The sequence below is a fragment of the Mesorhizobium opportunistum WSM2075 genome (assembly GCF_000176035.2).
GTDB lineage: Bacteria > Pseudomonadota > Alphaproteobacteria > Rhizobiales > Rhizobiaceae > Mesorhizobium > Mesorhizobium opportunistum.
This window is the reverse complement of the sequence record NC_015675.1, coordinates 3,694,522-3,719,365: the sequence shown is the minus strand read 5'-3', so window position 1 is coordinate 3,719,365 and position 24,844 is coordinate 3,694,522. Positions and strand designations below refer to the sequence as shown.

The window sequence follows — 24,844 nt, the reverse complement described above, 5'->3', positions numbered from 1 at the left end:
GTGAAGTGAAGGTCAACCTGAACCGACTGCCCAGCCCCGCGTCAGCCAGTTGGTGCGATCGTCAGAGCGAGCCGAGCTTGCCCAGATCCTTGGCCACCAGATAGTAGAAGGTCACGCGGCTCTTGGTGTTGTCCGCGTGCATCGCCGTGCAGGTCTTCTGGATCGCGGCGTCGGCTTTCGCGGCATCGCTGACGCCGAGTTTCTTGGCGACCCAGCTCTCCCGGACGCGTTCGAGTTCCTTCGGGTCCGTGCAGGACACCAGCGAGGAATCGCGGTTTCTCAGCGCGATGCCAAGGTGCTTGACGATCTTTTCGACCGCGGCGGCGTTTGCCGCGGTGTCATACTTCTTCACATCCGCAAGATAGTCGGCCATCAAAATTCCCCTCGTCGGCGCCACCGATCCGATCGATGAGGGCTGTGGCGCGCTTCGCAATCTGTGCGCTTGGTCGATAACTCCTCACCGCGGCAAAGCTTCGGTTGAGACCGTGCCCAAGTCAACCCTCGGGCGTCGCGATTTGACACACCGACAAAGCACCATTGCGCCCTTTCATTTCTGGCGGCAGCCCCCTATATTCGGTTTGTCGGCTTGACCGACTATGGCGATAAATGGGCGATGAAATAAGCCGTTCGGACCCGGGGGCGGTACCCGGCGCCTCCACCAAAAGCCGCTGTTCAGGACAGAGCGGTTTTTGCTGGGGGCGAAATAGGATCGACGAAGGTGTAAAGATCGTACTTTTGCCCGGCATTGTACCACCGTCATCGGGCTAAACTTATAGTTGCCAACGACAACTATGCGGAAGCACGTCTCGCTGCTTAATGCAGTGCGATAGCTTCAAATCAAGCCCTAGGGGTTCGCACTTCTAGGCGGGGTTCGGAGGTACCTGGCAACAGAAACCTCCACTTCTCCCCTCTCGACATACGACACGCGCAACGGCAAGTCCGCGCCGGCCCTTGTACGGCCCGCGTGACCCGAGCCGTGGCGCCAGGTGCCTCTCTCCCATAGGCAAAAAAATGCAAAACGATTCGGATCGATTCTTCGTGCTGACCGGCGGTCCCGGTTCCGGCAAGACCACCCTGATCGAAGCCTTACGTCAGGCAGGCTATGCGACATCCATCGAGGCCGGGCGTGGCATCATCCGCGACCAGTCGGCCATCGGTGGATCCGCCCTGCCCTGGCACGATCGCGCCCTGTTCGCCGAACTGATGCTGTCATGGGAGATGCGCTCGTATCGGCACGCGATCGAACAGAAGGGGCCGGTCTTCTTCGATCGCGGCGTGCCCGACACGCTTGGCTATCTCCGGCTGATCGGCTTGCCGGTGCCAGAGCACGTCAGCGCCGCCACCAAGCACTTCCGCTACAGCCCGCGCGTCTTCGTCGCCCCGCCTTGGCCGGAAATCTTCGCGCAGGATGAAGAGCGCAAGCAGACGCTCGACGAGGCCGAGCGCACCTATCATGCGCTGGTCGGCGTCTACGGGGAATTGGGTTATGAACTGGTTCCGCTGCCCCTGGCGCCAGTCGAAGCGCGGCTGCGCTTCGTATTGACCGAGACAGAATTGGTATGAAAAAAGGCCGGGAAAACCCGGCCTTTTCATGTGCTTGCGAGCAGTGCCTATTCGGCCGGCGCTTCGACCGCCTCACGCGAGCGGCCGAGCGTGATCTTGGCTAGCGTGAAGGAAATCACGGCGCACAGCGTGATGCCGGCGACCATCGGCAGCGGCGTGCCGTCGAAGAACACGCCGGCGACGCCCATGGCCAGCGCGCCGATGGCGAAGTGGAGCGTGCCCATCAGCGCCGACGCCGTGCCGGCGATCTCGCCATGCTCTTCCATGGCCAGCACCGACGTGGTCGGGATGACCAGGCCGAGGAAGCCGTAACCGACGAACAGCAGTGCCGCCATCACGTCGAGCCGGTCGACGCCGGTCGCCATCACCGCGAACAGCACCACCATCGTCGTCGCATAGCCGGTCACCGCGACACGCACCACGCGCCGCAGCCCGAACCGCTCGGCCAGCAATCCCGTCAGCTGCGACATGCCGATGAAGGCCACCGCGTTGATCGAGAAGAACACGCTGTAGACCGAAGGCGACAGCCCGTAATGGTCGATCAGGATGAAGGACGAGCTCGACAGGTAGACGAAGAAGCTCGCAATGCCGAAGCCTGCGATCGCCACCAGGCCAAGGAAGTTGCGGTCACCCATCAGGAAGCGGTAGCCGGCAAGCGCGGTTCCGAAGGAGGAACCGACGCGTTCCTCCGCCGGCCGCGTCTCCTTGAGCGAGGTCGCGAGCAGGATCGTGGCAAGGGCTGCGGCGCCGGTCACCGTCCAGAACACGGCGCGCCAGCCGAAACTCTCGATGATCTGGCTGCCGGTCAGCGGCGCCAGGATCGGCGACACCGAAAACACCAGCATCAACAGCGACATTAGCTTGGCGGCCTCATTGCCCGTATGCAGGTCGCGCACGATGGCGCGCGGCACGGCCATGCCGGCGCTGGCGCCAAGCCCCTGCAGGAAGCGGAAGGCGATCAGCCACTCGATGGTCGGCGCCATGGCCGAGCCGATACCGCCGACCATGAACAGCGCAAGCCCGCCATAGAGCGGCAGCTTGCGGCCGACCATGTCGGAGATCGGCCCGACGACGATCTGGCCGAAGCCCATCGACAGGAAAAAGATCAGCAGGCTCATCTGCACGGCGGCCGTGCTGGCATGCAGATCCTCGCCGATCGACGGCAGGGCCGGAAGATACATGTCGATCGCGAACGGGCCGATGGCGGACAACAGGCCGAGCACGACCGCGATGCGGAGGAATTTGGGACTCATGATATTGGCTTCTTTCGAATCTGGTTGCCGCCGCCAGGCGACGTCTAACCCTAGGACGTTCCATCCCACGGGATTCCGACTCTCCGAGAGCGAATTCCTTTCGCCTCCCAGGAGTGAAATCCCTTTGTATCGTGTCCACAAATTTAGACACTCTTGTCTAAATCGTCAATCACCTCTATATAGGTTTTCATGAGACTGGGCGTTTCTCCTGACACTTTCCCGCCACGCGGCCATGAGGCCAAGCGCATATCGATCGTCGATGCCGCTGCGGGCGTGTTTTGCCGCGAGGGTTTCGCCGGCGCCAATATCGACCTGATCTCCGCCGAGGCCGGCGTATCGCGTCAAACCGTCTACAACCACCATGGCGACAAGGAAAAGCTGTTCATGGCGGTGGTGCGCGACCTCACCGAGCGCTGCAACGCCGGTATTTTTGCCACCATTGCCACCTTTCCCGACCAGCCCGGCGATCTCGAAGCGGACCTGATCGGCTTTGCCGTGCGACTGAACCAGAATTGCATCTGCAACCGCGACGGAAAATTCCTGCGCAAGCTGATCCAGACCGAAGGCGAGCGCTACCCGGAACTTTTCGCCGAGTGGCGCGAACAGGGACCGGGCCGGACATGGCCGGCGATTGCTGCCCGCTTCGCCCGCCTTGCCTATGGCGGATACCTCACGATCGAGGATCCCGACGTGGCGGCGCGCCAGTTCCTTGGCCTTGTCAACGCCGAACTGCAGACAACGTTCATGCTTGGCGGCACGCCGGGCGAAGACGAGGTTGTGCAATCGGCAACGAATGGCGTGCGCACCTTCCTGCGCGCTTTCGGCAAGCGCCCTTCCCCGACCGGCGTCAAGAAGCACGCTGCGCTGGCTAACGCCTGACATTTTGGGATTGCCGCGAAGCCGGCTTGCCGATCAAATCGTTCGCAATAACTCTGGCTTCGGCGCGGCGGCGGTCTATATGCGGTTTACGCCGCGCTCAAGCTTGATTACAGCTATGCGGACGATTCAACGGAACCCGACCACCACATGGCCGACGACCATATCCGCTACGACATTCTGGCCCAGGAGGCGTTGCGCGGCGTCATGCGCAAGGTCCTGGCCGAGGTCGCGCGCACCGGCCTCCCCGGCAACCATCATTTCTTCATCACCTTCCTGACCGGCGCGCCCGGCGTGCGCGTGTCGTCGCGCCTGCGCGAGCGGTATCCCGAGCAGATGACCATCGTCATCCAGTTCCAGTATTGGGACCTGAAGGTGACCGACACTGGTTTCGAGGTTGGCCTGTCCTTCTCCGATGTGCCGGAGAAGCTCGAAATTCCGTTCTCCGCCGTGCGCGGCTTCTACGATCCATCGGTCAACTTCGAGCTCGAATTCGACGTCAAGACCGAAGGTGCGGCGACCGAGGAACTGGAAGACCAGGCCACGCCCGAACCGCTGACCATAGTCTCCGAGAAAAAGACCAAGGCCGAGAAGAAGGCTGCCGCCGAGCCGGAGAAGAAGCCGGCCGCGGGCGACGCCGCCGCCAAAGGCGCCGAAGTGGTTTCGCTCGACGCTTTCCGCAAGAAATAAGCCCACGGTTCGCGCCATGGCCGACATCGTCAACCTACGCCAGGCTCGCAAGCAGAGGGCGCGGGACGAGAAGCTGCGCGTCGCCGAACAGAACCGGGCGCTGCACGGCCGTTCCAAGGCGGACAAGCAGCGCGACCGGCTGATCGCCGACAAGGCCGACAAATTCGTCGCCGGCCATCGCCTCGAGCCGTCCGACAGCGACGACCAATGAGCGTCCGGCCATGAGCGTCCGACCGTGAGCGTCGTCGAAAAGCGCTCCGTGACCATTCGCGGCCATCGCACCAGCTATTCCCTCGAAAAGCCCTTCTATGACGATCTCGTCGCCATCGCCGCGGCCAGGAAGCTGACGCTTGCCGCTCTCGTCGCCGAAGTCGACGAGACGCGGCCGCGCGACACCAACCTGTCCTCGGCGCTGAGGCTGCATGTCCTGGAATGGGCGAAGCGCGGCGCCTAGCCTTCCTCCACAGCGTCCGCCTTTTGCCTGCGCCTGCCGCCGAAGCCAAGCAAGGTCGAACGCTCACGCTCTTCCGCCTGTTTGCGAGACCGCACGCGCATCAGATCCTTCCAGCCGACATAGCCCACCAGTTGCAGGCCTTCGCGGGTGACGACCGGCAGATGCGACACGTTGGCGGTCAGCAGCTTGTCGGAGAGGCCTTCCAGATACTCGTCCGGATAGGCCAGCGTCACCTTGCTCCCGGCCAGCAACGCGCCGAGCGTCGTGGTGCGGTGGGTTCCGGCGCGCCGCCAGCGCAGGATCGCCGGCGGATCGATGAGGCCGAGCACATGCCCGTTCTCGTCGATCACCGGGAAGCTCGGATGCCGCGTTTCCGGTGCGGTCAGGAAGGCCGCAGCGCCATGCAGCGTCATCGTCGCCGGTACGCTCTCGACCTGCGTGGTCATCACCTCGCGCACCCTGGTCAGTGCAAAGGGATCGACGCGATATTCGCGCACCAGATGGTGCCCTCGCCTCGCGATCTTCTCGGTCAGGATCGAACGCTTCATCAGGAGCACGGTGACGGCGTGCGCCGCCGCACAAGCCGCGATCAGCGGCACCAGCACATGGGTGTTGCCGGTCAACTCGACAGCGAAGAAAGTGGCTGTCAGCGGCGCCCGCATCGTGCCGCCCATGGTGGCAGCCATCGCCAGCAGTGCCCAGAAGCCCGGATCCGCCGCCGGCAGGAAACCGGCGAGCACCGCCCCCATCGCCCCGCCCATGATCAACAGCGGCGCCAGCACGCCCCCGGACGTTCCCGAACCGAGCGCCACTGACCAGATGATGGCCTTGACCACCAGCAGGAGGAGTGCGGCGGTGGCAAGCGTGTGGCCGTTCAGCATGTCCGAAATGTTGTCATAGCCGACGCCGAGTGCCCGCGGCTCGATCAACCCGCCGATGCCGACCACCAGGCCGCCGATCATCGGCCACCACATCCAGTGGATGGGCAGTTTCTGGAAGGCGTCCTCGCAGGCATAGACCATCTGCGTCAAAAGCCCCGACAACAGGCCGGCGCAGATGCCGACCAGAACCCAGCCGCCAAGCCCGGTGAACGAGACCGCCATGCCGCCCTCGAACGGGAAGATCGGCCCGGGCAGATGCAGCAGGGTGCGCTCGACCTCGGCGATGATTGCCGCGACTGCGACGGGAATGAAGCTGCGCGGCGTCCATTCGAAAAGCAGCAGTTCGACCGCCAGCATGATGGCGGCGATCGGCGTGCCGAACACGGTCGTCATGCCGGCCGCGGCGCCCGCCACCAGCAGCGTCTTGCGTTCATTGTCGCTGACCGGCAGCATCTGCGCGATCAGCGAGCCGATCGCGCCGCCCGTCATGATGATCGGGCCTTCGGCGCCGAACGGACCGCCGGAGCCGATCGAGATCGCCGACGACAGCGGCTTCAGGATCGCCACCTTGGCGTCGAGTTTCGAGCGCCCGAGCAGGATCGCCTCGATCGCTTCGGGAATGCCGTGGCCGCGGATCTTCTCGCTGCCGTAGCGCGCCATCAGGCCGATGATCAGTGCGCCGACAACCGGAACGAGGACGGCGGCAAGCCCAAGCGGCGTATCCTGCAGCTTCAGGTCGGCAAGCGAGAACTGGCCGAAATAGGCAATGTTGGTGGCAAGCCTGATCAGCTTCAACAGCACGATGCCGGCAAACAGCCCCGCTGTCGCCACCACGACGGCGATGGCGGCAACCAGCAGCACTCTGGCATCGGTCGTAAAATCCCTGAGATGGTCGGGATTGGGTTGATGGGTCTTCATGATGGTTTTGCTTCCTGGCACCGGGCCGTATCTCGCACGCGCGGCACGGTCGAAGCGGCCAGCCGGCTTTGTCGGCTGGCTATGTATCGTAACACGATATAAATATTCAAGCGGGTTCTGCTCGAAATCCGTTTGAGCTTTCGCCGGAAACCGAACAAATGTCCGATATGACGCAGCCTAGGAAATCACGCCCCGCCATCAGACAGTCCGACTACCAGCGGCTGTCCGAGTTTCGCTACCTGATCCGCCGCTTCCTTGAATTCAGCCAGATCCAGGCCGAAGACGCCGGCCTGACGCCGCGCCAGCACCAGGCGCTGCTGGCGATCAAGGGTTTTCCGGGCGGCGGACCGGTGACGGTCGGCGACTTGGCGGAGCGCCTGCGCATCCGCCACCACAGCGCCGTCGAACTGGTCAACCGCCTCGGCGAGGCGGGGCTGGTCGTACGCGACCAGGACAAGGACGACCATCGCCGCGTGCTGCTGCGGCTGACCGAGCGCGCCGACGATCGTCTGGCCGAGCTGTCGGCGGTTCATCTCGACGAACTCTCGCGCATAGAGCCCATGTTGCGGCGCCTGCTCGATCGGGACGGCGAGTGATGCTCGAACGTCTTGCGCGGACGGCGCCTATATTTTCACGACGCCCCGCATCCTTTGGCCTCTCCGCAACGTCTCGGCAGTGAGAGCCCGAAAGGGGCGCGGTACAATCCAGAGGAAGGCCAGAGATGAAACGCCATCTGATACGCTACAAGACGAAACCGGAACGGGCCGACGAGAACGAGCGGTTGGTCAAGGCCGTTTTCCAGGAGTTGCACGACAAATCGCCGAACGGCGTTCGCTATATGACATTGCGCTCCGGCGACGGTACATTCGTCCATCTGGTCGAGACGCAAACCGATGCCCATGCCGACATCATCACCGGACTGGCCGCATTTGAGGCATTTCAAAACGGCATCCGGGATCGTTGCAGCGAACGTCCGCAGCGCGACGAGATGACCGTGGTGGGCAGTTACCGGATGCTGGATGCGTAACCGAGGACGTCGCAGGATGGGAGACGCATGACCATTCCCGTTGCTGACCGGCACAGCGCGCTTTTCGAGCGCCTGTCTGGGGAGCTGCGCCCCAAGCTGCACCGTTACTGCGCCCGCATGACGGGCTCGGTCATCGACGGCGAGGACGTGCTGCAGGAGGCGCTGGCCAAGGCATTCCAGGCCTTGGCCGATGCCGGGCCGATCGCCAACCCGGAAGGGTGGCTGTTTCGCATCGCCCACAACACGGCGCTCGATTTCCTGCGCCGCCGCGCTCGTGAAAAGGTCCATTCCGATGAGGATCCGGACATGATCGTCGACCCGGCAAACCCTACCGTTGACCGTCAGGCCGCTTCTGCCGCGCTGCACACCTTCATGCGCCTTCCCGTGGCGCAGCGAAGCAGCGTCATCATGATGGATGTTCTCGGCTATTCGCTGCAGGAGATCAGCGCCACGCTCGATGCCAGCGTCCCGGCGATCAAGGCCGCGCTGCATCGCGGCCGGGGCCGGTTGCGCGAACTCGCTGACGAACAGGACGACCGCCCTGTTCCGAGATTGAGCGCTGCGGAACGTCTGCTGCTCGATGCCTACATCGATCGCTTCAACGCCCGCGATTTCGACGCGGTGCGCGACATGCTGGCCGATGAAGTCCGGCTCGAACTGGTGGCCAAGACGCGGTTGAACGGCCGCAAGGAAGTCGGCACCTATTTCAGCAACTATTCCCGGGTGCAGGACTGGTGCTTCGTGCCCGGCTTCGTCGAAGACAGGCCGGCAATCCTCGTCCGCGACGCCAACGACCCGGGCGCACGACCCACCTATTTCATCTTGCTGGCCTGGCAGGACGGCAAGCTTGCCGCCATCCGCGACTTCCGCCACGCCCGCTATGCCGCGGACGGCGCCGAACTGCTGGTTCTTTAAACGATTCCGGTGGGAGGATACTGCCCTACTGCCCTACTGCCCTACTGCCCTACTGCCCTACTGCCCTACTGCCCTACTGCCCTACTGCCCTACTGCCCTACTGCCCTACTGCGGTCTTATGTAGCAAACGCACCAAACCCGGACGACGGGAGGAGACCGTGAGCTAGGCGGCGCGCCGTGTGGGCGCGAGCGGCAAGGGCCGCCATCTTAGTCGGCATCGTTGCCGTGTTCATGATAGCGGGCGATGCTCGGATCGATAGACCATTCTCCGGTTATGAATCGGCCGGTGTTGCCAACACTCATGACCGGGCTTTCGGCGCTTTCGCAATTGTAACGATGGCAGAAGCGCGTAGCGCGAGGTTGATTGAAACCATCGTCATAGAACACAGCACCCCAAACATATGCGTACCGACGCGGTTCAATAGTTGCCGCGATTTCCGACGTCGCGATCACTCCGTAGCTCCCCTTGCCGATTTCTCCACTGGGGACGAGTGCGCCCGATGCCTTCGAGGAACTCGAGTCTGTTGCGGGCGTAACCCAGTCGCGATCCTCGCTAATTGTGAGGCGCACAAAGGTACGCACATTCTGTGCGATGGATTGTCCAACGTTCCTTATGAGAATGTGCCCAATCACGTTGCGGCGCTTTTTGAGTGGGTTGATGCCGTTCGGGATCACGTTCAGATAGGCGCGAAGCTCAAGTTTGGAAGTATTCTCGGCTTGGGCGAGCGCTTGGTTGGCGGCGATGGCGCCCGCTTCGGTATGGATGGCGGCGTCTCTGGCAAACTTAGCGGCAGCTACAGCGGCAGCGAACGTGAAGAACCCCAAGACAGCCCCAATAGTGGTCCAGTTAGCCGACTGTTGGGCGGCGTCGGCAGCCTTCCATTGGGCGCACAGATCGGAGCTGCGATTGTCTTGTCCGGGCTCGCAGGGTGGATTGGAATTTCCGGGTTTGTCGGCGTTCTCGACTGGAGGCTGACTTACCGGTGGCGGACTGGGCGCGGTCTGTTGGTGTTGTTCGGGCTTTGTCTGTTCATCCTGCCCGCCCTGCTTTACTGGGTCGGCAGCGACGAGTTGTGGAACTAGCGCCATGAACAGCGCAAAGAAAAGAACCCGCACCGCAATCCCCCCAGAATGCACAAGCATCCATCTTGCGGGAGAACTGGCGACTCCACAACCTGAAGGATTCCTGCGGTGATCGTGCGGGCGGTATGGCCCGCCATCGTAGGTCTAGTCGGCCTCGTTACCCTCCATGTAGTCGTGCATGTTGTCGGTCTTGGTGGAGTCGTATTCGCCATAGAAGAACTTAAGGAACTTCGTCCGCCGCTTCTTCCCGAAGCAATCTCGGTACTCGACGACGCCGTATACATAGATGGCGGCTGTTTTCGTGCGAATTCGTTCCATCTCCCAAGCGTGGATTGGGAGTTCGCGGCGATGTCGAAATGTGGCGTGGAAACCCGGCCCCCTCACACCCTGTCCCTTCGGCAAATCGTCAGGGGCATTGGGGAATTCCACCCTCTTTGGGTAAGCCTCCACCCAGATGTGGATCCAGCTTCTGACATCGAAAGCGGGCGTTTGGCCAAAGTTTTGTATGCGGACATGCGCGGTGGGATCATTGTCAGCGGCAAGCTCCAAGGTGCAGTTAGCCGGCAAGACGTAGGCGCGCAGTTGGCGTTCGGCGGTTTCGCGAGAGATGGAATTGGATTCTCTAGAAACTGCGAGAGTCCAGATAATTGCTCCGGCGCCTACGAGCCCCAGCATTATCGATACCTCAGTCAGAAACACCATGACTTGCGAAGCGTCCGCAGCGCTCTTTTGCGCCCGGCGGTCCTGCTCTTGGTAATATTTGGGATCGTCTGGATTTTCGCGAGCTTCAAGCTTGCGGATGTCGTCGCCAGTTGTCTGCCCAAAAGGCTCGACATAGCCGTGATCTCGCTGACCCTTGTTCAGATTGCCTTGGTGGCGTTCGGGGGGACCATATGGGTTATCAGCAACTAGGTACCCATTCATGAAGGCCAGCGAAGTCATATAGACGAGCGCCAGCCCAAGTCCTGCAATCAGTCCAAGTGCAAGGTGGGAGAACCAATCGCCTTTAGGCATTGAAGCAACAACGCTGCTGAAAACTTGCCCCTCGCAAGTTTGTTGCGAATGTTTACCTCTTTTTCCTCGACTCCAATAGCATCCAATTTTGGGTGGGTTTGCTACATAAGACTGCCCTACTCCAACGACTTCAACAGATTGTCGATCGTGAACGGATTGGCCATTGGTTTCGCTGGCGGATTGTCGTTGGCCTGCGGCTGCGGCGCACGCTCGACCTTGGGCGCAGGTTCCGCGGCTTTCCGTTCGGCCTCCTGCCTTGCCTTTTCCTGCGAGGCGATGCGCTTTGCCTCTTCCGCCTTCTGGCGCTCCTGTTCCGCCTGGGCCTTGGCCGCCTCGTCGGCGGCCTGCTGCTCGGCCGCGGCCTTGGCGTCGGCATCCGCCTTTGCCTTGGCGTCGGCATCCGCCTTGGCTTTCGCTTCGGCGTCGGCTTTCGCCTTCGCATCCGCTTCAGCCTTGGCATCCGCTTCAGCCTGGGCCTTGGCGTCGGCCTCCGCTTTCGCCTTGGCGTCCGCCTCGGCTTTCAGCCGCGCCGCTTCCTCCTGTTGGCGAAGTTCCTCGGCGGCCTTGTCGCGCGCATCCTGGAGTGCAGCGTAGTAGCGCACCTCGCGCCGCAGCCGCTGTTTCTCCAGCAGCGCCGCCTGCATCGCCTCGACGCGCTGCTGCTCCTTTTCCAGCGCCCGCTGGGTCAGGAACTGCGCCAGCGGCTCGCTGTCGAACTGCCGTTTGATGGCGCCGAGCGGGCCTTCGGCGGTGAAATTCATGACCGGCTCGGAACCGACCAGGGCCTCGTCGCCGGGCTTGTAGGTGATCGCGCCCCTGGCCGACACCGTGCTGGCGTTGAGATCGGCCGTGATATCGGCGGACAGGGTCGCCGCCGGATTTTCAAAACTGATCGGCGGCGCCCGCAGCGTGCCGCCGGCAACCGTGAAAGCAATCTCGGCATCCCCGGCGGCAAAGCTGCCGCCGGCGGCGATGTCAGGCGCGAAGCCGGCGGTCTTGGCTGCGTCGATGTCGCGCCCGATCGCATCGGCCTTGGCAAGCAAAGCGCTGAACGCATCGGGGTTGACGCCGGCGATCTGCAACCCCTTGAGCGTCGCCGTGCCGGAACCCGACAAAGCGGCGACCATCGCATCGACCGACTTGCCGCTGGTCGACAGCGCCGCCGAGAAATCGCTTTTGCCGCTGATGCCGGCATCCGGCAGCACGGTCCCCAAATCGGATCCGGCCAGTTTCATCTGGCCGCTGAAAAGCCCGGTGCCGTCATTGTTCTTCAATTCGAACAGGCCGGTCAGCACCCCGCCCAGGAGCTTGGCATTGAGATCGGAAACGCGGATGCCTTCCTGGTCGAGCTTGAGCGAAAAGCCAGCGTCGTAAGCGGTGGCGAACGAGCCGGCGGCGAGTGCCGCTGTCGTCAGGTCGAGGTCGGCGGTGAACGGCAGGCTGGATTTCTGGCTGAAGGGCGCATCCGGCCAGGCGCCGCGCTTGTCGTCGGCCCCGTTCTTGTCAGCCCCGCCCTTGTCAGCAAGAAAGGCGGAATCGCCGAACAGCGCCACCGCCATCGGATCGAGGTCGAGTTCGTCGAGTGCCAGCGCGCCGGCCAGATGCGGCACGCCGTCCTTGACATCGACATTGACGTCGCCGGACACCGCAGCCTCGTTGATGGCGCCGCTGAGATTGTCGAGCACCAGCAGGCCGTTGCCGTAGTCGCCCTGCGCCGCGAGCGATGCCGACATGCCGGCGCCCATGCCCGGCAGGCCGATGCCCGATGTCATCAGCCAGGGTTCGATGTCGGCGGCGTCGAGGCTGAGCTTGCCCTTGGCGGTGGGCCCTTGCGGCGTGTCCGCCACGGTTCCCTCGAAGCCGGCCTTGAAGTCGTTGCCGGTGAGGCTGAAATTTGTCGCCAGGCCGCCACTGAGCGTGCCTTTGGCCTGGATATCGGTGCTGGCCTCGCCCAGCATGCCGAGCGGCAGCGCCGGCAGGCCGTAAAGCGCCAGGAGAGCGGTGGCGTCGGGATTTTTGGCGTTGAAGGTCAGCGTTACCGGCGCGTCGAGAAGATCGTCCATCGCCCCCTTCCCCGACAGCGAGGCCGAAAACGCCGAGCCGCCGGCCCTGCCCTGCCCGCTCACCGCCAGGCCCGTCGTGCCATCGCCATTGTCGGCGGCACTCGCCACGAGGTCGACGCGGGCATCCTGGAACAGGTCGGGATAGGCGGCCGCACGGCTTGCCAGGCCCTTCAGCACTGTACTGTCCGGGTAATGCTGCGCGGCGACGTCGATCAGCGGCTTCAGGTCGACGGCGACCACGGAAGCGTCCAGCTTGCCGGTCGGGCTCGCCGGGAAATCCTTGATCCGGCCCGTGGTGCTGATCGAGGCGCCGGCCAGCCCGCCCACCGACAGCCGGTCGATTTCGAGCAAGCCCTCGCGCAGCCTCAGCGCCGTGTCGACTGTGTCGGCGGTCAGCCCGCCGGCGCTGACCGGCCCGGCCTTGATCTGGAAATCGAGATCGCGGTCGGCGAAGCGGTTGGCGCCCTTGTCGCTGACGAAGATCGAGGCGAACGCCGCCAGCCCGTCGACATCGAGCTCGCCGCCCTGGAGCCGCATCAGCACCGAGGGCCTGGCGTCGTCGGGCTGGCTGGAATCGATGCGTCCGGAAAACTTCGCCTTGCCCAGGATCAGTTCGAGGTCGCTGAAGGATTGATGGTTTCCCGAGAGATCGACCTTGGCCTTGAAGCCGGCGGCCGGCAGGCGGCGGATCGCCTCGTCGACATCCTTCGACAACCAGGCGGCGAAGCCCGAGGGCTGCGCCACCGCAAGCAGCAACGAGCCGGTGAAGCCGAAATGGCTCTGCACGTTGAGCACCAGCATGCCATCGGCTTCCAGCGTGGTGCGGCCCGGCAGTGTCGCGGCAAGCGACTTTATCTTCCAGCCATCTTCGACCGGCTCGGCGGAAAGATGCACATCGCGCACCGTCGTGTCCCCGGCGACCACCGCCGGCAGCTTGACCTCGACGGTGCCGGGAATGGTCGGCTTCGGCAGATCGAGCAGCGCCTGCTCCAGCCCGGCAATGCGCTGATCGAGCGTCAGGCCGGTGCCGGCCTGAGCGCCCACGGCCTCGTCGAACTGCACCTGCGCGCCATTGGCCTCGATGGCGAAGCTCGGCTTCTGGCCGAGGTCGACCGAGGCCTTGCCGTCGGCGGTATAGGGATTGTCCAGCGGCCCCGTCTCGAAACGGAATTCGTCGACGCCGAGCTTCTGATGGTCGAGCGAGAACTTGCCGTTCAGCCGAAAGCCCGGATCGGGCTTGCCGGTCGAGACCTTCACCGTCTCGCCATCGGTGCCGCGCAGCTCGGCGCTGTTCTTGTCGGCACCGGAAATCTTGAACTGGCCTGAGTAGACGGCGGCGCCGTTGACGATGCCAGCATTGCCGTCTGTTTCGATCACCAGCGGATAGGCATCGGGGTCGGCCTTCAGGCGAATGCGCATTTGCCCGGAGGGTTCGGCCTTGCCGGTCGACGCAGCGACCGTGGTGCGCAAGCCGTCCAGCCGCAACGTGCCGTCCAGGCGCCATGGACCGGCCAGCGACTTGGCTGAAATGGTCGAATTGATTTCGGAAAAGATGTGACTGCGCCCGCCGGCAGCATGGCGCAACTCGATCTGCCCTTCGGTCACCGTCAGCTTCTCGATCGAGATCTGGCTGGGGTTGAAGGGCGAGGACGGGCGCATGGCCCAGTCGACCGTGCCATCCCTGGCGATGTCGATGGTCGCCTTCGGCCGCACCAGCCGCATGTCGAAGATCAGCACCTCTCCGCGCAGGAAGGGCGCGAGTTCGGCATCCATCGAAAACGTCTCGACGGTCATGGCGGGCTCGCCGTTGGGACCACCGGCGACGGCGACGTTGGAGAAGGTCACCGAGGGGAACGGCAACAGCCTTGCCGTGGCGTCGCCCTGCACGGTCACCTTGCGGCCGAGGATGGCGCTCGCCTCACGTTCGAAATCGGTGCGGTAGCCGGTCCAGTCGATAAAATACGGCACCACCAGCGCCGCACACAGCACCAGCACGAACAGGCCACCGAAGATCACGAACAGGCGTGCGAGCATCAGCTCCGAACAGGTTGATTGAATTTCCGCCGCACTCTACCCGCATCCGCGTGTCGATAAAGAGGCAATTCTTCGAGTGTTGCGTCCTGTCGGACGATCTGAAACAAATCCTGGAAATAGCGGAGATTTTCGGATGTCAGGCAAGAACTGGGATCGCGTGCCGATCGATGCGCAAAGCGTCGATGCCCCGCTTTCGCAGTCGGCGATTTTTCTGGTCGTCACCGTCGCCGATGAACCGCCGGCTCTCGCCAGGATTTGTTCCGCGCTCGGCGACCTTGACGACCTGGTCAAGAATGTCGGGTTCCGCGACCTCGGCGGCCGCCTGTCCTGCATCGCCGGCATCGGCCGCGCCCTCTGGGATCGCCTCAGCCCCGATCGGCGGCCGCTGGAGCTGAAACCATTCGCGCCGATCAAGGGCGCGGTCCATTCCGCCCCGTCGACACCGGGCGACCTGCTCTTCCACATCCGCGCCGAACGATCAGACATGTGCTTCGAGTTCGAGCGTATCCTGCTCGACAGGCTTGGCCCTGGTGTGACCGTCGTCGACGAAGTCACGGGCTTTCGCTATTTCGACGCCCGCGACCTGCTCGGTTTCGTCGACGGCACGGCCAACCCTACCGGCCTCGACCTGCCCGCCTCGGCACTGGTCGGCGACGAGGATGCCGGCTTTGCCGGCGGCAGCTATGTCGTCGTCCAGAAATACCTGCACGATCTCCAGGCCTGGGCGCGCATTCCAACGCCCGAGCAGGAGGCGATCATCGGCCGCACCAAGATCGACAACATCGAAATCGACGATGACGACGCGCCGCGCAAGTCCCACAAGTCGCTGGCCACCATCGAGGATGCCGACGGCAACGAGTACGATATATTGCGCGACAACATGCCGTTCGGCAGGCCGGGGCAGAACGAGTTCGGCACCTACTTCATCGGCTATTCCCGGTATCTCTGGGTCACCGAAAAGATGCTGCAGCGCATGTATCTCGGCGACCCGCCGGGCGCCTACGACCGGTTGCTCGATGTCTCCACGCCGCACACGGGCACGACCTTCTTCGCCCCGACACGACCCATGCTGCAGGCCCTTGTCCAGGACGCGCAGGAGCAGCCTGCGGCCGCACGCTAGCGCTCCGGATTCGGCGACCAGCGGGGCCAAATGGCTTCCCCTGCCATCGGGACTAGCCTCTTTGGAACGTGTCCGCGCTGGTCGACATCGAACGCCACCAATTCAGTTTTTCGATTTTCGCGGGTTGGCCCTCGCCGTTGGCCTTTATCGCCGCATCCGAGACGACAAACCACAACGTCTCCATCTTTCCCTCCCGAAGAAGGCCGGTATAGGAAACGACCGCATCCCCGACCGCCGTTTTCCCGCCGCCGGCAAAACTGATGCAGTCGCCGCGGTGGACGCCCAAAATCGGAATTTCCTGGCCATGGAATCCGCTATCCGGCAGCGCGGTTCGAAACGATCCCGATATACGATTGTCCGCATCATCGGTGATCTCGACAATGGAACCGTATTGATTCTTCCAGACGCCTTTCCAGTCCATGGGAGGCCGCTCCGCTTTGACGATATCCGTTGGTTGCCGCAACGGGAAAGCCGGGAATCGGTTCCGAAGGTGCGGGCGGTTCCATTGTGCGCCCGATCTCGGCTCGAAGCGTGGTTCGGTCAAAGACAAAGCCGCATGCGAACCTTGCGTCGAAGGACTGGCTAGTCTCGCGGCAATATCTTGCCCGGATTCATGATGTTTTGTGGGTCAAGCGCCTGCTTGATGGTGCGCATGATATCGACGCCGTGGCCGAGTTCGTGGCGCAGGAAGCCGATCTTGCCCTGACCGATGCCATGCTCGCCAGTGCAGGTGCCATCCATGGCGATCGCCCGCATGTTAAGCCGCGAGACGAATTTTTCCGACAGCTCGATCTCCTTGGGGTCGTTGACGTCCATCAGCACCAGCACGTGGAAATTGCCGTCGCCGGCATGGCCGACGATCGGCGCGATCAGCCCCATCTCGGCGATATCGGCTTCCGTTTCGGTGACGCATTCGGCAAAGCGCGAGATCGGCACGCAGACATCTGTCGACAGGCCCTTGGCGCCCGGCCGCAATGTCAGCGACGACCAGTAGGCGTCGTGCCTGGCCTTCCACAATTTGGTCCGCTCCTCGGCGACGCTGGTCCACAGGAACGGTCCGCCGCCATTTTCCTCCGCGATCATGCCGAAGGTCTCGGCCTGCTCGGCGACGCCGGCATCGCTGCCGTGGAATTCGACGAACAGGCATGGGCTCTCGGGATAATCGAGCTTTGAATAAGTCTTCATCGCCCGCATCTGCAGCGCATTGACCAGTTCGATGCGAGCCACCGGGATGCCCATCTGGATCGTCGCGATGACGGCGTTGCAGGCCGACTCGACGCTCGGAAACGGACAGACGCCACCCGAGATCGCCTGCGGAATGCCTTGCAGCCTCAGTGTCAGAGAGGTGATGATGCCGAGCGTGCCTTCCGAGCCGACCAAGAGCCGCGTCAAATCATAGCCGGCAGAACTTTTCTTCGCCCTTTTGCCGGTCGTCACCGTCTCGCCGTCGGCCATGACGGCGGTCAGCGACAGCACGTTCTCGCGCATCGTTCCATAGCGCACGGCGTTGGTGCCGGACGCCCGCGTCGCCGCCATGCCGCCGAGCGAGGCATTGGCGCCCGGATCGATCGGAAAGAACAGGCCGGTGTCGCGCAGATGCCGGTTGAGATCCTCGCGTGTCACCCCGGGCTCGACCGTGCAGTCGAGATCCTGCGGATTGACCGAAAGAATCCGGTTCATGCGCGACGTATCGACCGAGATACCACCGCCCGGTGCATTGGTGTGGCCCTCCAGCGACGAACCGACGCCGAAGGCGATCACCGGCACGCGGTGAGCCGCGCAGGCGCGCACGATCTCCTGCACCTCGGCCGCCGTCTCCGGAAAAGCGACGCCATCGGGCGCCTGCGTCGGGATGTAAGTGGTGGTGTGCGCGTGCTGCGAGCGGATGGCCTCGCCGGTCTGGAAGCGCTCGCCGAGCCGCTGCTTGAGGATGCCGAGCACCGCCGCGATGCCTTCCTCGTTGCGTTCGACGGGATTGAGGTCGCTCAGAGCCATGAATTCCTCCGCGAATGGACCAGTGTCCACGCTTGTTATGCGATTATGGATGCGTAGTCTCCGTAGCCACGCTCTGTCCAGCGCCAGAACAAGGAAGTTTCCATGTCCATCCCCGCCCCGTTCGTCTCCAGGCCCATGGACATCGAAAAAGACTGGATCGACTACAACGGCCATCTCAACATGGCCTACTACAACGTGCTGTTCGACCGCAGCTCGGACGAGGCCTTCGAGGCGATGGGCATGGGGCTGGACTATGTGAAAGAGCGGCGGCTCACCATCTACACCGCCGAAGTCCATGTCTGCTACGTGCAGGAGCTGCATCTGGACCATAAGGTCCAGGTCTCCTTCCAGCTGATCGACCATGACGAGAAGCGGCTGAGAGCCTATCAGGAAATCCGCCATGTCGACGGCTGGCTCGCCGCCACCTCCGAGACCTTGTCACTGCATGTCGACATGTCGGGGCCGAAGGTCGCGCCCTTCCCCGCCGATGTGCTGGCCAAGGTCGAAGCCATGCGTTCAGCCCATTCGGTGCTGCCGATGCCGGAGCGTGCCGGCCGCTCGATCGGGATCAAGCGCAAATAGGGCGAGCTGACACTGTCACCGCGTCCAGCGAATTGGGCATCAAAGCCACACCGGCAGCTCAAAATGGAAGAACCTGCAAATCGGCTGGCGCCGGTTCTTGAAGCAGCCTCGCCACGGCGTTAACCTTACCGAGGTTTTAACGGGAACAAGCCAATTGGGCCGTTGAACGACTCAGCGGAGCGGCAGAAAAGGTCCGCACGGGTTGTTATACGGGCGGCGGGCGGAGCCGGTTCGAGGAACGTGCATGAAAACCGACATCAAGGTCGAGGTAGACAGGCTGGCCGCCGATCCGCGCATCACCGACTATGATTTCTGGCGTTCGCTCAAGAACGTCGACAACGAGATCTTCCATATCGCCAACAACAACGAACCGATCCCGTTCGACATGATCCGCTGGCGCAGCATTCTGAAGCGCGCCCGCCTGAAGCGCGGGCATGCTTAGCACCGATGGGTAGGCATCCCGGCTACCATTTTCGATAGGTCAGTGCTGCCCCTCATCGCCCTGCCGGGCACTTCTCCCCGTATAGTGACGGGGAGAAGGACGCTGTCACCGGCAGCTTCGCCAATCACCAGCATTGCAGAACAAGCGCCGACATTGCGGCCAGCCCCTTCTCCCCGTCACTATACGGGGAGAAGATGCCGGCAGGCAGATGAGGGGCGGCGCAACCCATCAACAAGCATCTCTCGAATTGCGCCCCGGTCTACGCCGATCTTTTGATCGCAGCCAGCGGCGAGCGCGCCACCACCGGCGACGACTGGATGATGGCCGTGTTGGTCATCGCGTAGGGGATGATCCGGTCGATCACCCGTTCCAGCTCCGTTACCGAGCCGACATGCGCGAGCGCAATGAAACAGTCCTCCCCGGTCACCCGGTCGCATTGCGCGATCTCCGGTAGCTCGCGGATGATGTCGGCCACCACGGACAATTGCCCCGGCACCGGCCGGATCCGCAGCCACGCCGACAGCTTCAGGCCAAGGGCGGCGGGATTGATCCTGACGCAATAGGCTTCGATCACGCCGTTCTCCTGCAGCCGCTTGATCCGCTCCGCGACACTCGGTGCCGACAGGCCGACCGCGCGCGCCAGCTCCGCCGTGCTGGCGCGCGCATCCTTTTCCAGCAGGCGCAGGATCTTCATGTCCGCGGCATCGAGATCGATGTTTTCGGTTCGAAGGCGTTTCACGGAAAAATCCTTGCTTCCGGTAAGGAACATGCCAGACAGGCCGGTCGCTCCCCATGTGATTAGGAAAAACCGCCTGCGATACTGATCCGATGAACGATCGAACGCAAGCGCCTGCTGCCAGCCCTGCCCTCGGCGGCCCCATGCTCCTGGCGGCAAAACTGCCGCCGCATGTCTGGTTCGGCGTCAGCGCCGTCTTCCACTATCTGGGCCCGGCTTTCGCGGTGCTGCTTTTCCCGCATGTCGGCGTGCTCGGCATGGCGTGGCTGCGCATCGCCACCGCCGCGCTGATCTTCGCACCGCTGACGCGCCCGTGGCGGACCTTCGCCCGCGCCGATCCCCAAACCCGGCTGCTGTTGCTGGCCTTCGGCGCTTGCTTGGCAGTGATGAACTGCGCGTTCTACCTGGCGCTCGACCGGTTGCCGATCTCGCTGGTGGCAGCGATCGAATTCGTCGGCACAATCGGCGTCGCGCTGGTCGGCCTCAGGAGCGTCCGCAACCTGGCCGCCCTGACGATAGCCGTCACCGGCACCTTGCTGCTGATCGACGTGAAGTGGTCCAGCGATCCGCTCGGGCTGTTCTGGGCCTTCCTCAACGGCGCGCTCTTTGTCGGCTACATCGTGCTCGGCCACCGCGTCGCCCGCGCCGGCGCCGGTGACGGCATAGCGGGCCTGGGAGCAGCCATGGCAGTCGCCTTCTTGGTCGTGCTTCCGATCGGCTTTACCGACGCGCTGCCCGCCTTCTTCTCGCCGCCGCTGCTCATCGCCGCCATCGGCGTCGGCATCTGTTCCTCGGTCATTCCCTACATCTGCGATCAGCTCGCCATGTCGCGGCTGCCGCGTTCGAGCTTTGCGCTGATGCTGTCGCTGCTCCCGGTCACGGCAACGCTGATCGGCGTCATCGTGCTGCGCCAGATACCCGGCTTCAGCGATTGTGTTGGCATCGCGCTGGTGGTCGCCGGCGTCGCCTTCCACAAGCCGGCGAGGACGGATTAGACACCTACGCCAGTTTCTCCTTCAAAAAAGCGATCGTCCGGCCCCAGGCGAGATCGGCCGCCTTCTTGTCGTAGCGCGCCGCTGAGGTGTCGTTGTTGAAGGCATGGTTGGCGCCTTCATAGACATAGACCTTGTATTCGACATGGGCGGCATCCAGTTCCTTCTTGAAAGCGTCGATGCCGGCATTGGTGCGATCGTCGAGCCCGGCATAGTGCAGCAGCAATGCCGCCTTGATCTTCGACACGTCCGCGGCCTTCGGCTGCATGCCGTAATAGGCGACGCTGGCGGCAAGGTCGGGGGCATTGACGGCCAGCATGTTGGCGGTGCCGCCGCCCCAGCAGAAGCCGATGGCGCCGACCTTGCCGTTGCCGTCCTTGTCGGCCTTGAGGAAGGCGACGGTGGCAACGCCGTTGGCGACGGCCTGTGCCGGGTCGAGCGTGGTGAACATGTCGCGCGCCTTGTCCTCGTCGGCGGGCGTGCCGCCGAGCGGCGACAGGAAATCGGGCGCCAGCGCCACGAACCCTTCCAGCGCCACGCGCCGGGCAACGTCGCGGATATGCGGGTTGAGCCCCCTGTTTTCATGGATGACGATGACGGTGCCGACCTTGCCTGTCTGGTTTGCCGGTCTGACCAGATAGCCCTTCATCTCGCCGCCGCTGCCGGGATAGGTGATGTCCTCGCCTTTCACGCGGGCATCGTTTTCGGCAACGATCGCCGCCTGGGCGGAGTTCGCGGCCAAAAGCGGCGCGATCGCGGCCGCCGCCGCACCCGACCCGGCAAGCCTGCTCAGTTGTTCCATGAAGCGGCGGCGGTCGAGCGTCAGATGCGTGTATTCGTCATAGGCGTCGATCATCGCCTGGGTGATCACGGGTGTGGTGGTGACGTCGGTCATGGCGCACTCCTCCGGGCTGGACTGTCCCTGCCGTCCGCAAGATAGGGGCCAGCCTCTCATCGTCCAGTCACGGGACAGTGACATCGGTCCGCCCAGCGATCGGCGCCCAGACGACGGATCTCATCTCTCATCACGTTTTTGTCATCATCGACAATCTTGATGGCGCTGCCACAATAGTAGGGGAAACTGGCTGATCGGCCGCCCGATGGCGCGGCCTGGAGGAAACGATGACCATGCCGATCCTTGCAACCGCCTTCATGATTGCCGCCGCCATACCGGCGATGCGCGCGACAATTGTCGCGGCGAGCCGCGAGTCCATGGTCAAGAAGTCGACGGTCAAGGTTCGCAGCCAGCGCTATCCGGCAAACACGAAAAACCCAAGGTTGAGGTGAAGTCATGGACGTACAGGACATCGTGAACACCGTTTCGCAGAAGGCGGGTCTCGACCAGGCAACGACGGAAAAAGTCGTCGGCACCATTTTCTCGGTGCTCGAGCACGAAGCGGAAGGCACCAGCGCTTCGTCCTTCTTCGCCAAGATCCCGGGCGCCGATGCGCTGGCGCAGAAATATGATGTCATGGCCGCCGCCCCTGCCGGCGGCGGTGGCGGCTTCCTGTCGTCGCTGCAGGGCGCCCTTGGCGGCGTCCTCGGCGAAAAGGCCGGCGCGCTGGTCAACGGCCTCGCCGCGCTCAAGGCATCCGGCCTCGACATGGCGCAAATCCAGAAGGCCGGCGAAACGCTGGTCCAGCAGGCCGAAGCCGCCGCTGGCCCCGATTTGACCAACCAGGTGCTCGGCTCGGTGCCCAGCCTGAAGGGCCATTTGGGGCTCGGCTAGCACCAACGATTTGGTGTTGCCCGCCGCCTACTTCGGCAGCGCGTAGGCCATTACGTAATCCCCGGGCTTGGTGCCGACCGAGCCGTGGCCGCCGGCGACGATGACCACGAACTGGCGCCCGTCCGCCACCGTATAGGTCATCGGCGTCGATTGCCCGCCGGCCGGCAGCCGTGCCTGCCAGAGCTGCTTGCCCGATGTCAAATCATAGGCGCGCAGATAATCGTCGACCGCAGCACCCAGGAAGGCGACGCCGCCGGCGGTGATCATCGGCCCGCCAATGCCGGGCACCCCGACCTTCAGCGGCAGCGGCAGTGGCGTCATGTCGTAGACGGTGCCGTTGCGGTGCTTGTAGGCGATCGCGCCGGTCCTGAGATCGACGCCGGCGACATAGCCCCAGGGCGGCGCCTGGCAGGGAATGCCGAGCGGCGACAGGAACGGTCCCATCACCACCGCATAGGGAGCGCCGTCATTGCGGTTCAGCCCCTGCTCGCTGCCCTTGGTGTCGTCGCCCGGCGCCGGCACGTCCGCGCGCGGAACGAGTCTCGACGTGAAGGCGAGATAGGTCGGCATGCCGAACATCACCTGCCGCACCGGATCGACCGCCACGCCGCCCCAGTTGAAGGTGCCGAAATTACCGGGATAGACCAGCGATCCCTGCAGCGAGGGCGGCGTGTAGCGGCCTTCATAGCGCAATTTGTGGAAAGCGATCCGGCAGGCCAGCTGGTCGAACATGGTGATGCCCCACATGTCGGCATCGGTCAGCGGCTTCGGGTTGAAGGAGAGGTCCGACGCCGGCTGGGTCGGCGATGTGTGGTCGCCTTCGATGGCGCCGCCTGGCGCCGGCACTTCCTTGACCGCGATCACCGGCTCACCGCTGCGCCGGTCGAGCACATAGAGATCGCCCTGCTTGGTCGGCCCGACCAGGGCCGGCACGATCGAGCCGTCGGCCTTGGTGATGTCGATCAGGGTCGGCTGCGCCGGCACGTCCATGTCCCACAGGTCGTGATGTACGGTCTGCCGCACCCATTTCAACTGTCCGGTGTTGAGGTCGAGCGCGGTGATCGAGGAGGAGAACTTCTCGACATTGTCGCTGCGGCCCATGCCGAGTTGGTCCGGCGTCTGGTTGCCGAGCGGCACATAGAGCAGGCCGAGCTTCTCGTCGGCGCTCGGCGTCGACCACATGTTGGGCGAGTTGGCGGTGTAGGTCTGGCCGGGCGCCAGCGGCGTCGTCTGGTCCGGATTGCCGGAATCCCAGTTCCACAGCAATTTGCCGGTGGCGGCATCATAGGCGCGGATGACGCCGGACGGCTCCTGCGTCGAATAATTGTCGTTGACCGCGCCGCCGACGATGATCTTGCCGCCCGCGATCAGCGGCGCCGAAGTCGAGTAATAATAGCCCGACTTCGGGTACGGCATCCCTGTCAGAAGGTTGAGCGTGCCGCCCTCGGCGAAGGCGGGGCAGACCTGCCCGTTGGCGGCGTCGAGCGCGATCAGCCGCGCATCCGAGGTCGGCAGGTAGACGCGCGTGGCGCAGGGTTGCCCGGCAGCGCCTGCGGCATCGGCATAATAGGATACGCCACGGCAGGTCTGGTGCTGGCGATCCTTGTCGAGCTTGATCTTGGGATCGTAGCGCCATTTTTCCTTGCCGGTCGCCGCATCGACCGCGATGGCAAAATTGTGCGGCGTGCAGATGTAGAGCGTGTCGCCGACTTTCAGCGGCGTGACCTGATAGGTGGTCTCGCCAACATCGTCAGGCCCCTTTACGTCGCCGGTCCGGTAGGTCCAGGCTGGCTTCAGGTTGGCGACATTGTCCGGCGTGATCTGGTCGAGCGGGGAATAGCGCTGGCCGAATTGCGTGCGGCCGTAATAGTGCCACTCGCCGGCCGGCACATCGCCGCCAAGATTGGCGTTGGGGGTCACCTTATCGGTGTCGAGCGCGCCGGCGATGTCCTTGGGGTCCGTGGTCATCGAATAGCCGGCCACCGCCAGCGACGCCAGCACCGCCAGGATCAGCGGTGCGCGCCCGTCGGGACCGGCAAGCCCCCGCCTCGCCCACGGCGTCAGCAGCCACAGCGCCACCAGCACGATGATGCCGCCGCGCGGGCCGAGTTCCCACCAGTCGAAGCCGATTTCCCAGACCGCCCAGGCCAGCGTGCCGATCACGATCGCCGCATAGAGCCACAGTGCCGTGGAGCGGCGCCGGTAGAGCAGCCAAGCGGCGATCAGGAAGGCGAGACCGGCGATGATGTAATACCAACTGCCGCCCAGCGAAGCCAACCAGATGCCGCCGGCGCCAAGCGCCAGGCCAAGCAGAAAAAGAACGAGGGAGGTGATGGTGACAGCCAAGATGATACTCCTTCGACTGTTCGCGCTGCGGCGCGGCCATGGGCAACCCGGCATTGCGTTGCCGCCCGGAACACAACTTTCCTCCGCCCGCCCCGCCTGTCAAGCTTGAGCCATGCGGCGTGATAGGGGCT

The 24,844-nt window shown here is 63.7% G+C and carries 26 protein-coding genes and 1 other RNA gene; 15 read left to right on the top strand and 12 right to left on the bottom strand.

Annotated features, from left to right (window positions below):
• Window positions 1-61: 61 nt before the first annotated feature.
• Complete coding sequence (locus MESOP_RS17835) at window positions 62-373, bottom strand: DUF2853 family protein (protein ID WP_013894734.1); 312 nt, start codon at window positions 371-373, stop codon at window positions 62-64.
• 168 nt (window positions 374-541) lie between these two features.
• Between MESOP_RS17835 and ssrA the strand changes: the two genes are divergently transcribed.
• Window positions 542-902, top strand: a transfer-messenger RNA (tmRNA) gene (ssrA, locus tag MESOP_RS33780).
• A 109-nt stretch (window positions 903-1,011) separates the two neighbouring features.
• Window positions 1,012-1,563 (top strand): AAA family ATPase, encoded by a 552-nt coding sequence (locus MESOP_RS17830; protein ID WP_013894733.1) that lies wholly within the window; start codon window positions 1,012-1,014, stop codon window positions 1,561-1,563.
• Between the two features lie 47 nt (window positions 1,564-1,610).
• Here MESOP_RS17830 and MESOP_RS17825 read toward each other — a convergent pair whose 3' ends face one another.
• Window positions 1,611-2,816, bottom strand: coding sequence for a multidrug effflux MFS transporter (locus MESOP_RS17825; RefSeq protein ID WP_013894732.1), 1,206 nt, complete (start codon window positions 2,814-2,816; stop codon window positions 1,611-1,613).
• Window positions 2,817-3,005: 189 nt separating this feature from the next.
• On the opposite strand from MESOP_RS17825, the gene MESOP_RS17820 reads away from it, so the two are divergent.
• From MESOP_RS17820 to MESOP_RS17805, 4 genes are all read left to right on the top strand, one after another.
• A complete protein-coding gene (locus tag MESOP_RS17820) occupies window positions 3,006-3,695 on the top strand; it encodes a TetR/AcrR family transcriptional regulator (RefSeq protein ID WP_013894731.1) in 690 nt (229 codons plus the stop codon).
• Window positions 3,696-3,842: 147 nt separating this feature from the next.
• Complete coding sequence (locus MESOP_RS17815; RefSeq protein WP_013894730.1) at window positions 3,843-4,382, top strand: SspB family protein; 540 nt, start codon at window positions 3,843-3,845, stop codon at window positions 4,380-4,382.
• A 16-nt stretch (window positions 4,383-4,398) separates the two neighbouring features.
• The gene (locus tag MESOP_RS17810) at window positions 4,399-4,593 is read left to right on the top strand and encodes a DUF4169 family protein (protein WP_013894729.1); all 195 of its coding nucleotides are present in this window, start codon (window positions 4,399-4,401) and stop codon (window positions 4,591-4,593) included.
• A gap of 24 nt (window positions 4,594-4,617) precedes the next feature.
• Entirely contained in the window at window positions 4,618-4,836 is a 219-nt protein-coding gene (locus MESOP_RS17805) for a ribbon-helix-helix domain-containing protein (RefSeq protein ID WP_013894728.1), read from the top strand.
• On the opposite strand, the gene MESOP_RS17800 is transcribed toward MESOP_RS17805, so the two are convergent.
• The gene (locus MESOP_RS17800; protein ID WP_013894727.1) at window positions 4,833-6,635 is read right to left on the bottom strand and encodes a chloride channel protein; all 1,803 of its coding nucleotides are present in this window, start codon (window positions 6,633-6,635) and stop codon (window positions 4,833-4,835) included. The two genes, MESOP_RS17805 and MESOP_RS17800, sit on opposite strands and share 4 nt — an antisense overlap.
• A gap of 158 nt (window positions 6,636-6,793) precedes the next feature.
• Here MESOP_RS17800 and MESOP_RS17795 point away from each other — a divergent pair, with 158 nt between their 5' ends.
• From MESOP_RS17795 to MESOP_RS17785, 3 genes are all read left to right on the top strand, one after another.
• Entirely contained in the window at window positions 6,794-7,231 is a 438-nt protein-coding gene (locus tag MESOP_RS17795; protein ID WP_013894726.1) for a MarR family winged helix-turn-helix transcriptional regulator, read from the top strand.
• 125 nt (window positions 7,232-7,356) lie between these two features.
• Window positions 7,357-7,662, top strand: a complete 306-nt coding sequence (locus tag MESOP_RS17790) for a hypothetical protein (RefSeq protein WP_013894725.1) — start codon at window positions 7,357-7,359, stop codon at window positions 7,660-7,662.
• Between the two features lie 27 nt (window positions 7,663-7,689).
• Window positions 7,690-8,577 carry a sigma-70 family RNA polymerase sigma factor gene (locus MESOP_RS17785; protein ID WP_013894724.1) on the top strand — a complete coding sequence of 296 codons (888 nt, stop codon included), beginning with the start codon at window positions 7,690-7,692 and terminating at the stop codon, window positions 8,575-8,577.
• A gap of 207 nt (window positions 8,578-8,784) precedes the next feature.
• Here MESOP_RS17785 and MESOP_RS35140 read toward each other — a convergent pair whose 3' ends face one another.
• The 4 genes from MESOP_RS35140 to MESOP_RS17765 form a co-directional block, all read right to left on the bottom strand.
• Window positions 8,785-9,720 carry a hypothetical protein gene (locus MESOP_RS35140; protein WP_150111209.1) on the bottom strand — a complete coding sequence of 312 codons (936 nt, stop codon included), beginning with the start codon at window positions 9,718-9,720 and terminating at the stop codon, window positions 8,785-8,787.
• An 84-nt stretch (window positions 9,721-9,804) separates the two neighbouring features.
• Complete coding sequence (locus tag MESOP_RS35135; RefSeq protein WP_013894722.1) at window positions 9,805-10,674, bottom strand: hypothetical protein; 870 nt, start codon at window positions 10,672-10,674, stop codon at window positions 9,805-9,807.
• Window positions 10,632-10,760 carry a DUF6471 domain-containing protein gene (locus MESOP_RS36775; protein ID WP_425339691.1) on the bottom strand — a complete coding sequence of 43 codons (129 nt, stop codon included), beginning with the start codon at window positions 10,758-10,760 and terminating at the stop codon, window positions 10,632-10,634. The genes MESOP_RS35135 and MESOP_RS36775 overlap by 43 nt, the downstream gene beginning before the upstream one ends.
• Window positions 10,761-10,790: 30 nt before the next feature.
• A complete protein-coding gene (locus tag MESOP_RS17765) occupies window positions 10,791-14,771 on the bottom strand; it encodes an AsmA family protein (protein ID WP_013894721.1) in 3,981 nt (1,326 codons plus the stop codon).
• Window positions 14,772-14,904: 133 nt separating this feature from the next.
• On the opposite strand from MESOP_RS17765, the gene MESOP_RS17760 reads away from it, so the two are divergent.
• Window positions 14,905-15,891 (top strand): Dyp-type peroxidase, encoded by a 987-nt coding sequence (locus tag MESOP_RS17760; protein WP_013894720.1) that lies wholly within the window; start codon window positions 14,905-14,907, stop codon window positions 15,889-15,891.
• 52 nt (window positions 15,892-15,943) lie between these two features.
• On the opposite strand, the gene MESOP_RS17755 is transcribed toward MESOP_RS17760, so the two are convergent.
• Window positions 15,944-16,312, bottom strand: coding sequence for an avidin/streptavidin family protein (locus MESOP_RS17755; RefSeq protein ID WP_013894719.1), 369 nt, complete (start codon window positions 16,310-16,312; stop codon window positions 15,944-15,946).
• A gap of 161 nt (window positions 16,313-16,473) precedes the next feature.
• Window positions 16,474-17,886, bottom strand: coding sequence for an FAD-binding oxidoreductase (locus MESOP_RS17750; protein WP_013894718.1), 1,413 nt, complete (start codon window positions 17,884-17,886; stop codon window positions 16,474-16,476).
• A 102-nt stretch (window positions 17,887-17,988) separates the two neighbouring features.
• Between MESOP_RS17750 and MESOP_RS17745 the strand changes: the two genes are divergently transcribed.
• Together MESOP_RS17745 and MESOP_RS17740 are read left to right on the top strand one after the other, a co-directional pair.
• Window positions 17,989-18,468 (top strand): thioesterase family protein, encoded by a 480-nt coding sequence (locus tag MESOP_RS17745; protein WP_013894717.1) that lies wholly within the window; start codon window positions 17,989-17,991, stop codon window positions 18,466-18,468.
• Between the two features lie 244 nt (window positions 18,469-18,712).
• Complete coding sequence (locus MESOP_RS17740) at window positions 18,713-18,910, top strand: hypothetical protein (protein WP_013894716.1); 198 nt, start codon at window positions 18,713-18,715, stop codon at window positions 18,908-18,910.
• A gap of 259 nt (window positions 18,911-19,169) precedes the next feature.
• Here MESOP_RS17740 and MESOP_RS17735 read toward each other — a convergent pair whose 3' ends face one another.
• Window positions 19,170-19,649: an Lrp/AsnC family transcriptional regulator gene (locus tag MESOP_RS17735; RefSeq protein ID WP_041164779.1), complete on the bottom strand. Its 480-nt coding sequence runs from the start codon at window positions 19,647-19,649 to the stop codon at window positions 19,170-19,172.
• A gap of 89 nt (window positions 19,650-19,738) precedes the next feature.
• Here MESOP_RS17735 and MESOP_RS17730 point away from each other — a divergent pair, with 89 nt between their 5' ends.
• Window positions 19,739-20,641, top strand: coding sequence for an EamA family transporter (locus tag MESOP_RS17730; protein WP_041164174.1), 903 nt, complete (start codon window positions 19,739-19,741; stop codon window positions 20,639-20,641).
• A gap of 4 nt (window positions 20,642-20,645) precedes the next feature.
• On the opposite strand, the gene MESOP_RS17725 is transcribed toward MESOP_RS17730, so the two are convergent.
• Window positions 20,646-21,533 (bottom strand): dienelactone hydrolase family protein, encoded by an 888-nt coding sequence (locus MESOP_RS17725; protein WP_013894713.1) that lies wholly within the window; start codon window positions 21,531-21,533, stop codon window positions 20,646-20,648.
• A gap of 227 nt (window positions 21,534-21,760) precedes the next feature.
• Here MESOP_RS17725 and MESOP_RS35675 point away from each other — a divergent pair, with 227 nt between their 5' ends.
• Window positions 21,761-21,925 carry a hypothetical protein gene (locus MESOP_RS35675; protein WP_013894712.1) on the top strand — a complete coding sequence of 55 codons (165 nt, stop codon included), beginning with the start codon at window positions 21,761-21,763 and terminating at the stop codon, window positions 21,923-21,925.
• Window positions 21,926-21,929: 4 nt separating this feature from the next.
• On the top strand, window positions 21,930-22,367 hold the full coding sequence (locus MESOP_RS17720; protein WP_013894711.1) for a hypothetical protein: 438 nt from the start codon (window positions 21,930-21,932) through the stop codon (window positions 22,365-22,367).
• A gap of 27 nt (window positions 22,368-22,394) precedes the next feature.
• Here MESOP_RS17720 and MESOP_RS17715 read toward each other — a convergent pair whose 3' ends face one another.
• Window positions 22,395-24,713, bottom strand: coding sequence for a glucose/quinate/shikimate family membrane-bound PQQ-dependent dehydrogenase (locus MESOP_RS17715; protein ID WP_013894710.1), 2,319 nt, complete (start codon window positions 24,711-24,713; stop codon window positions 22,395-22,397).
• Between the last annotated feature and the right edge of the window lie 131 nt (window positions 24,714-24,844).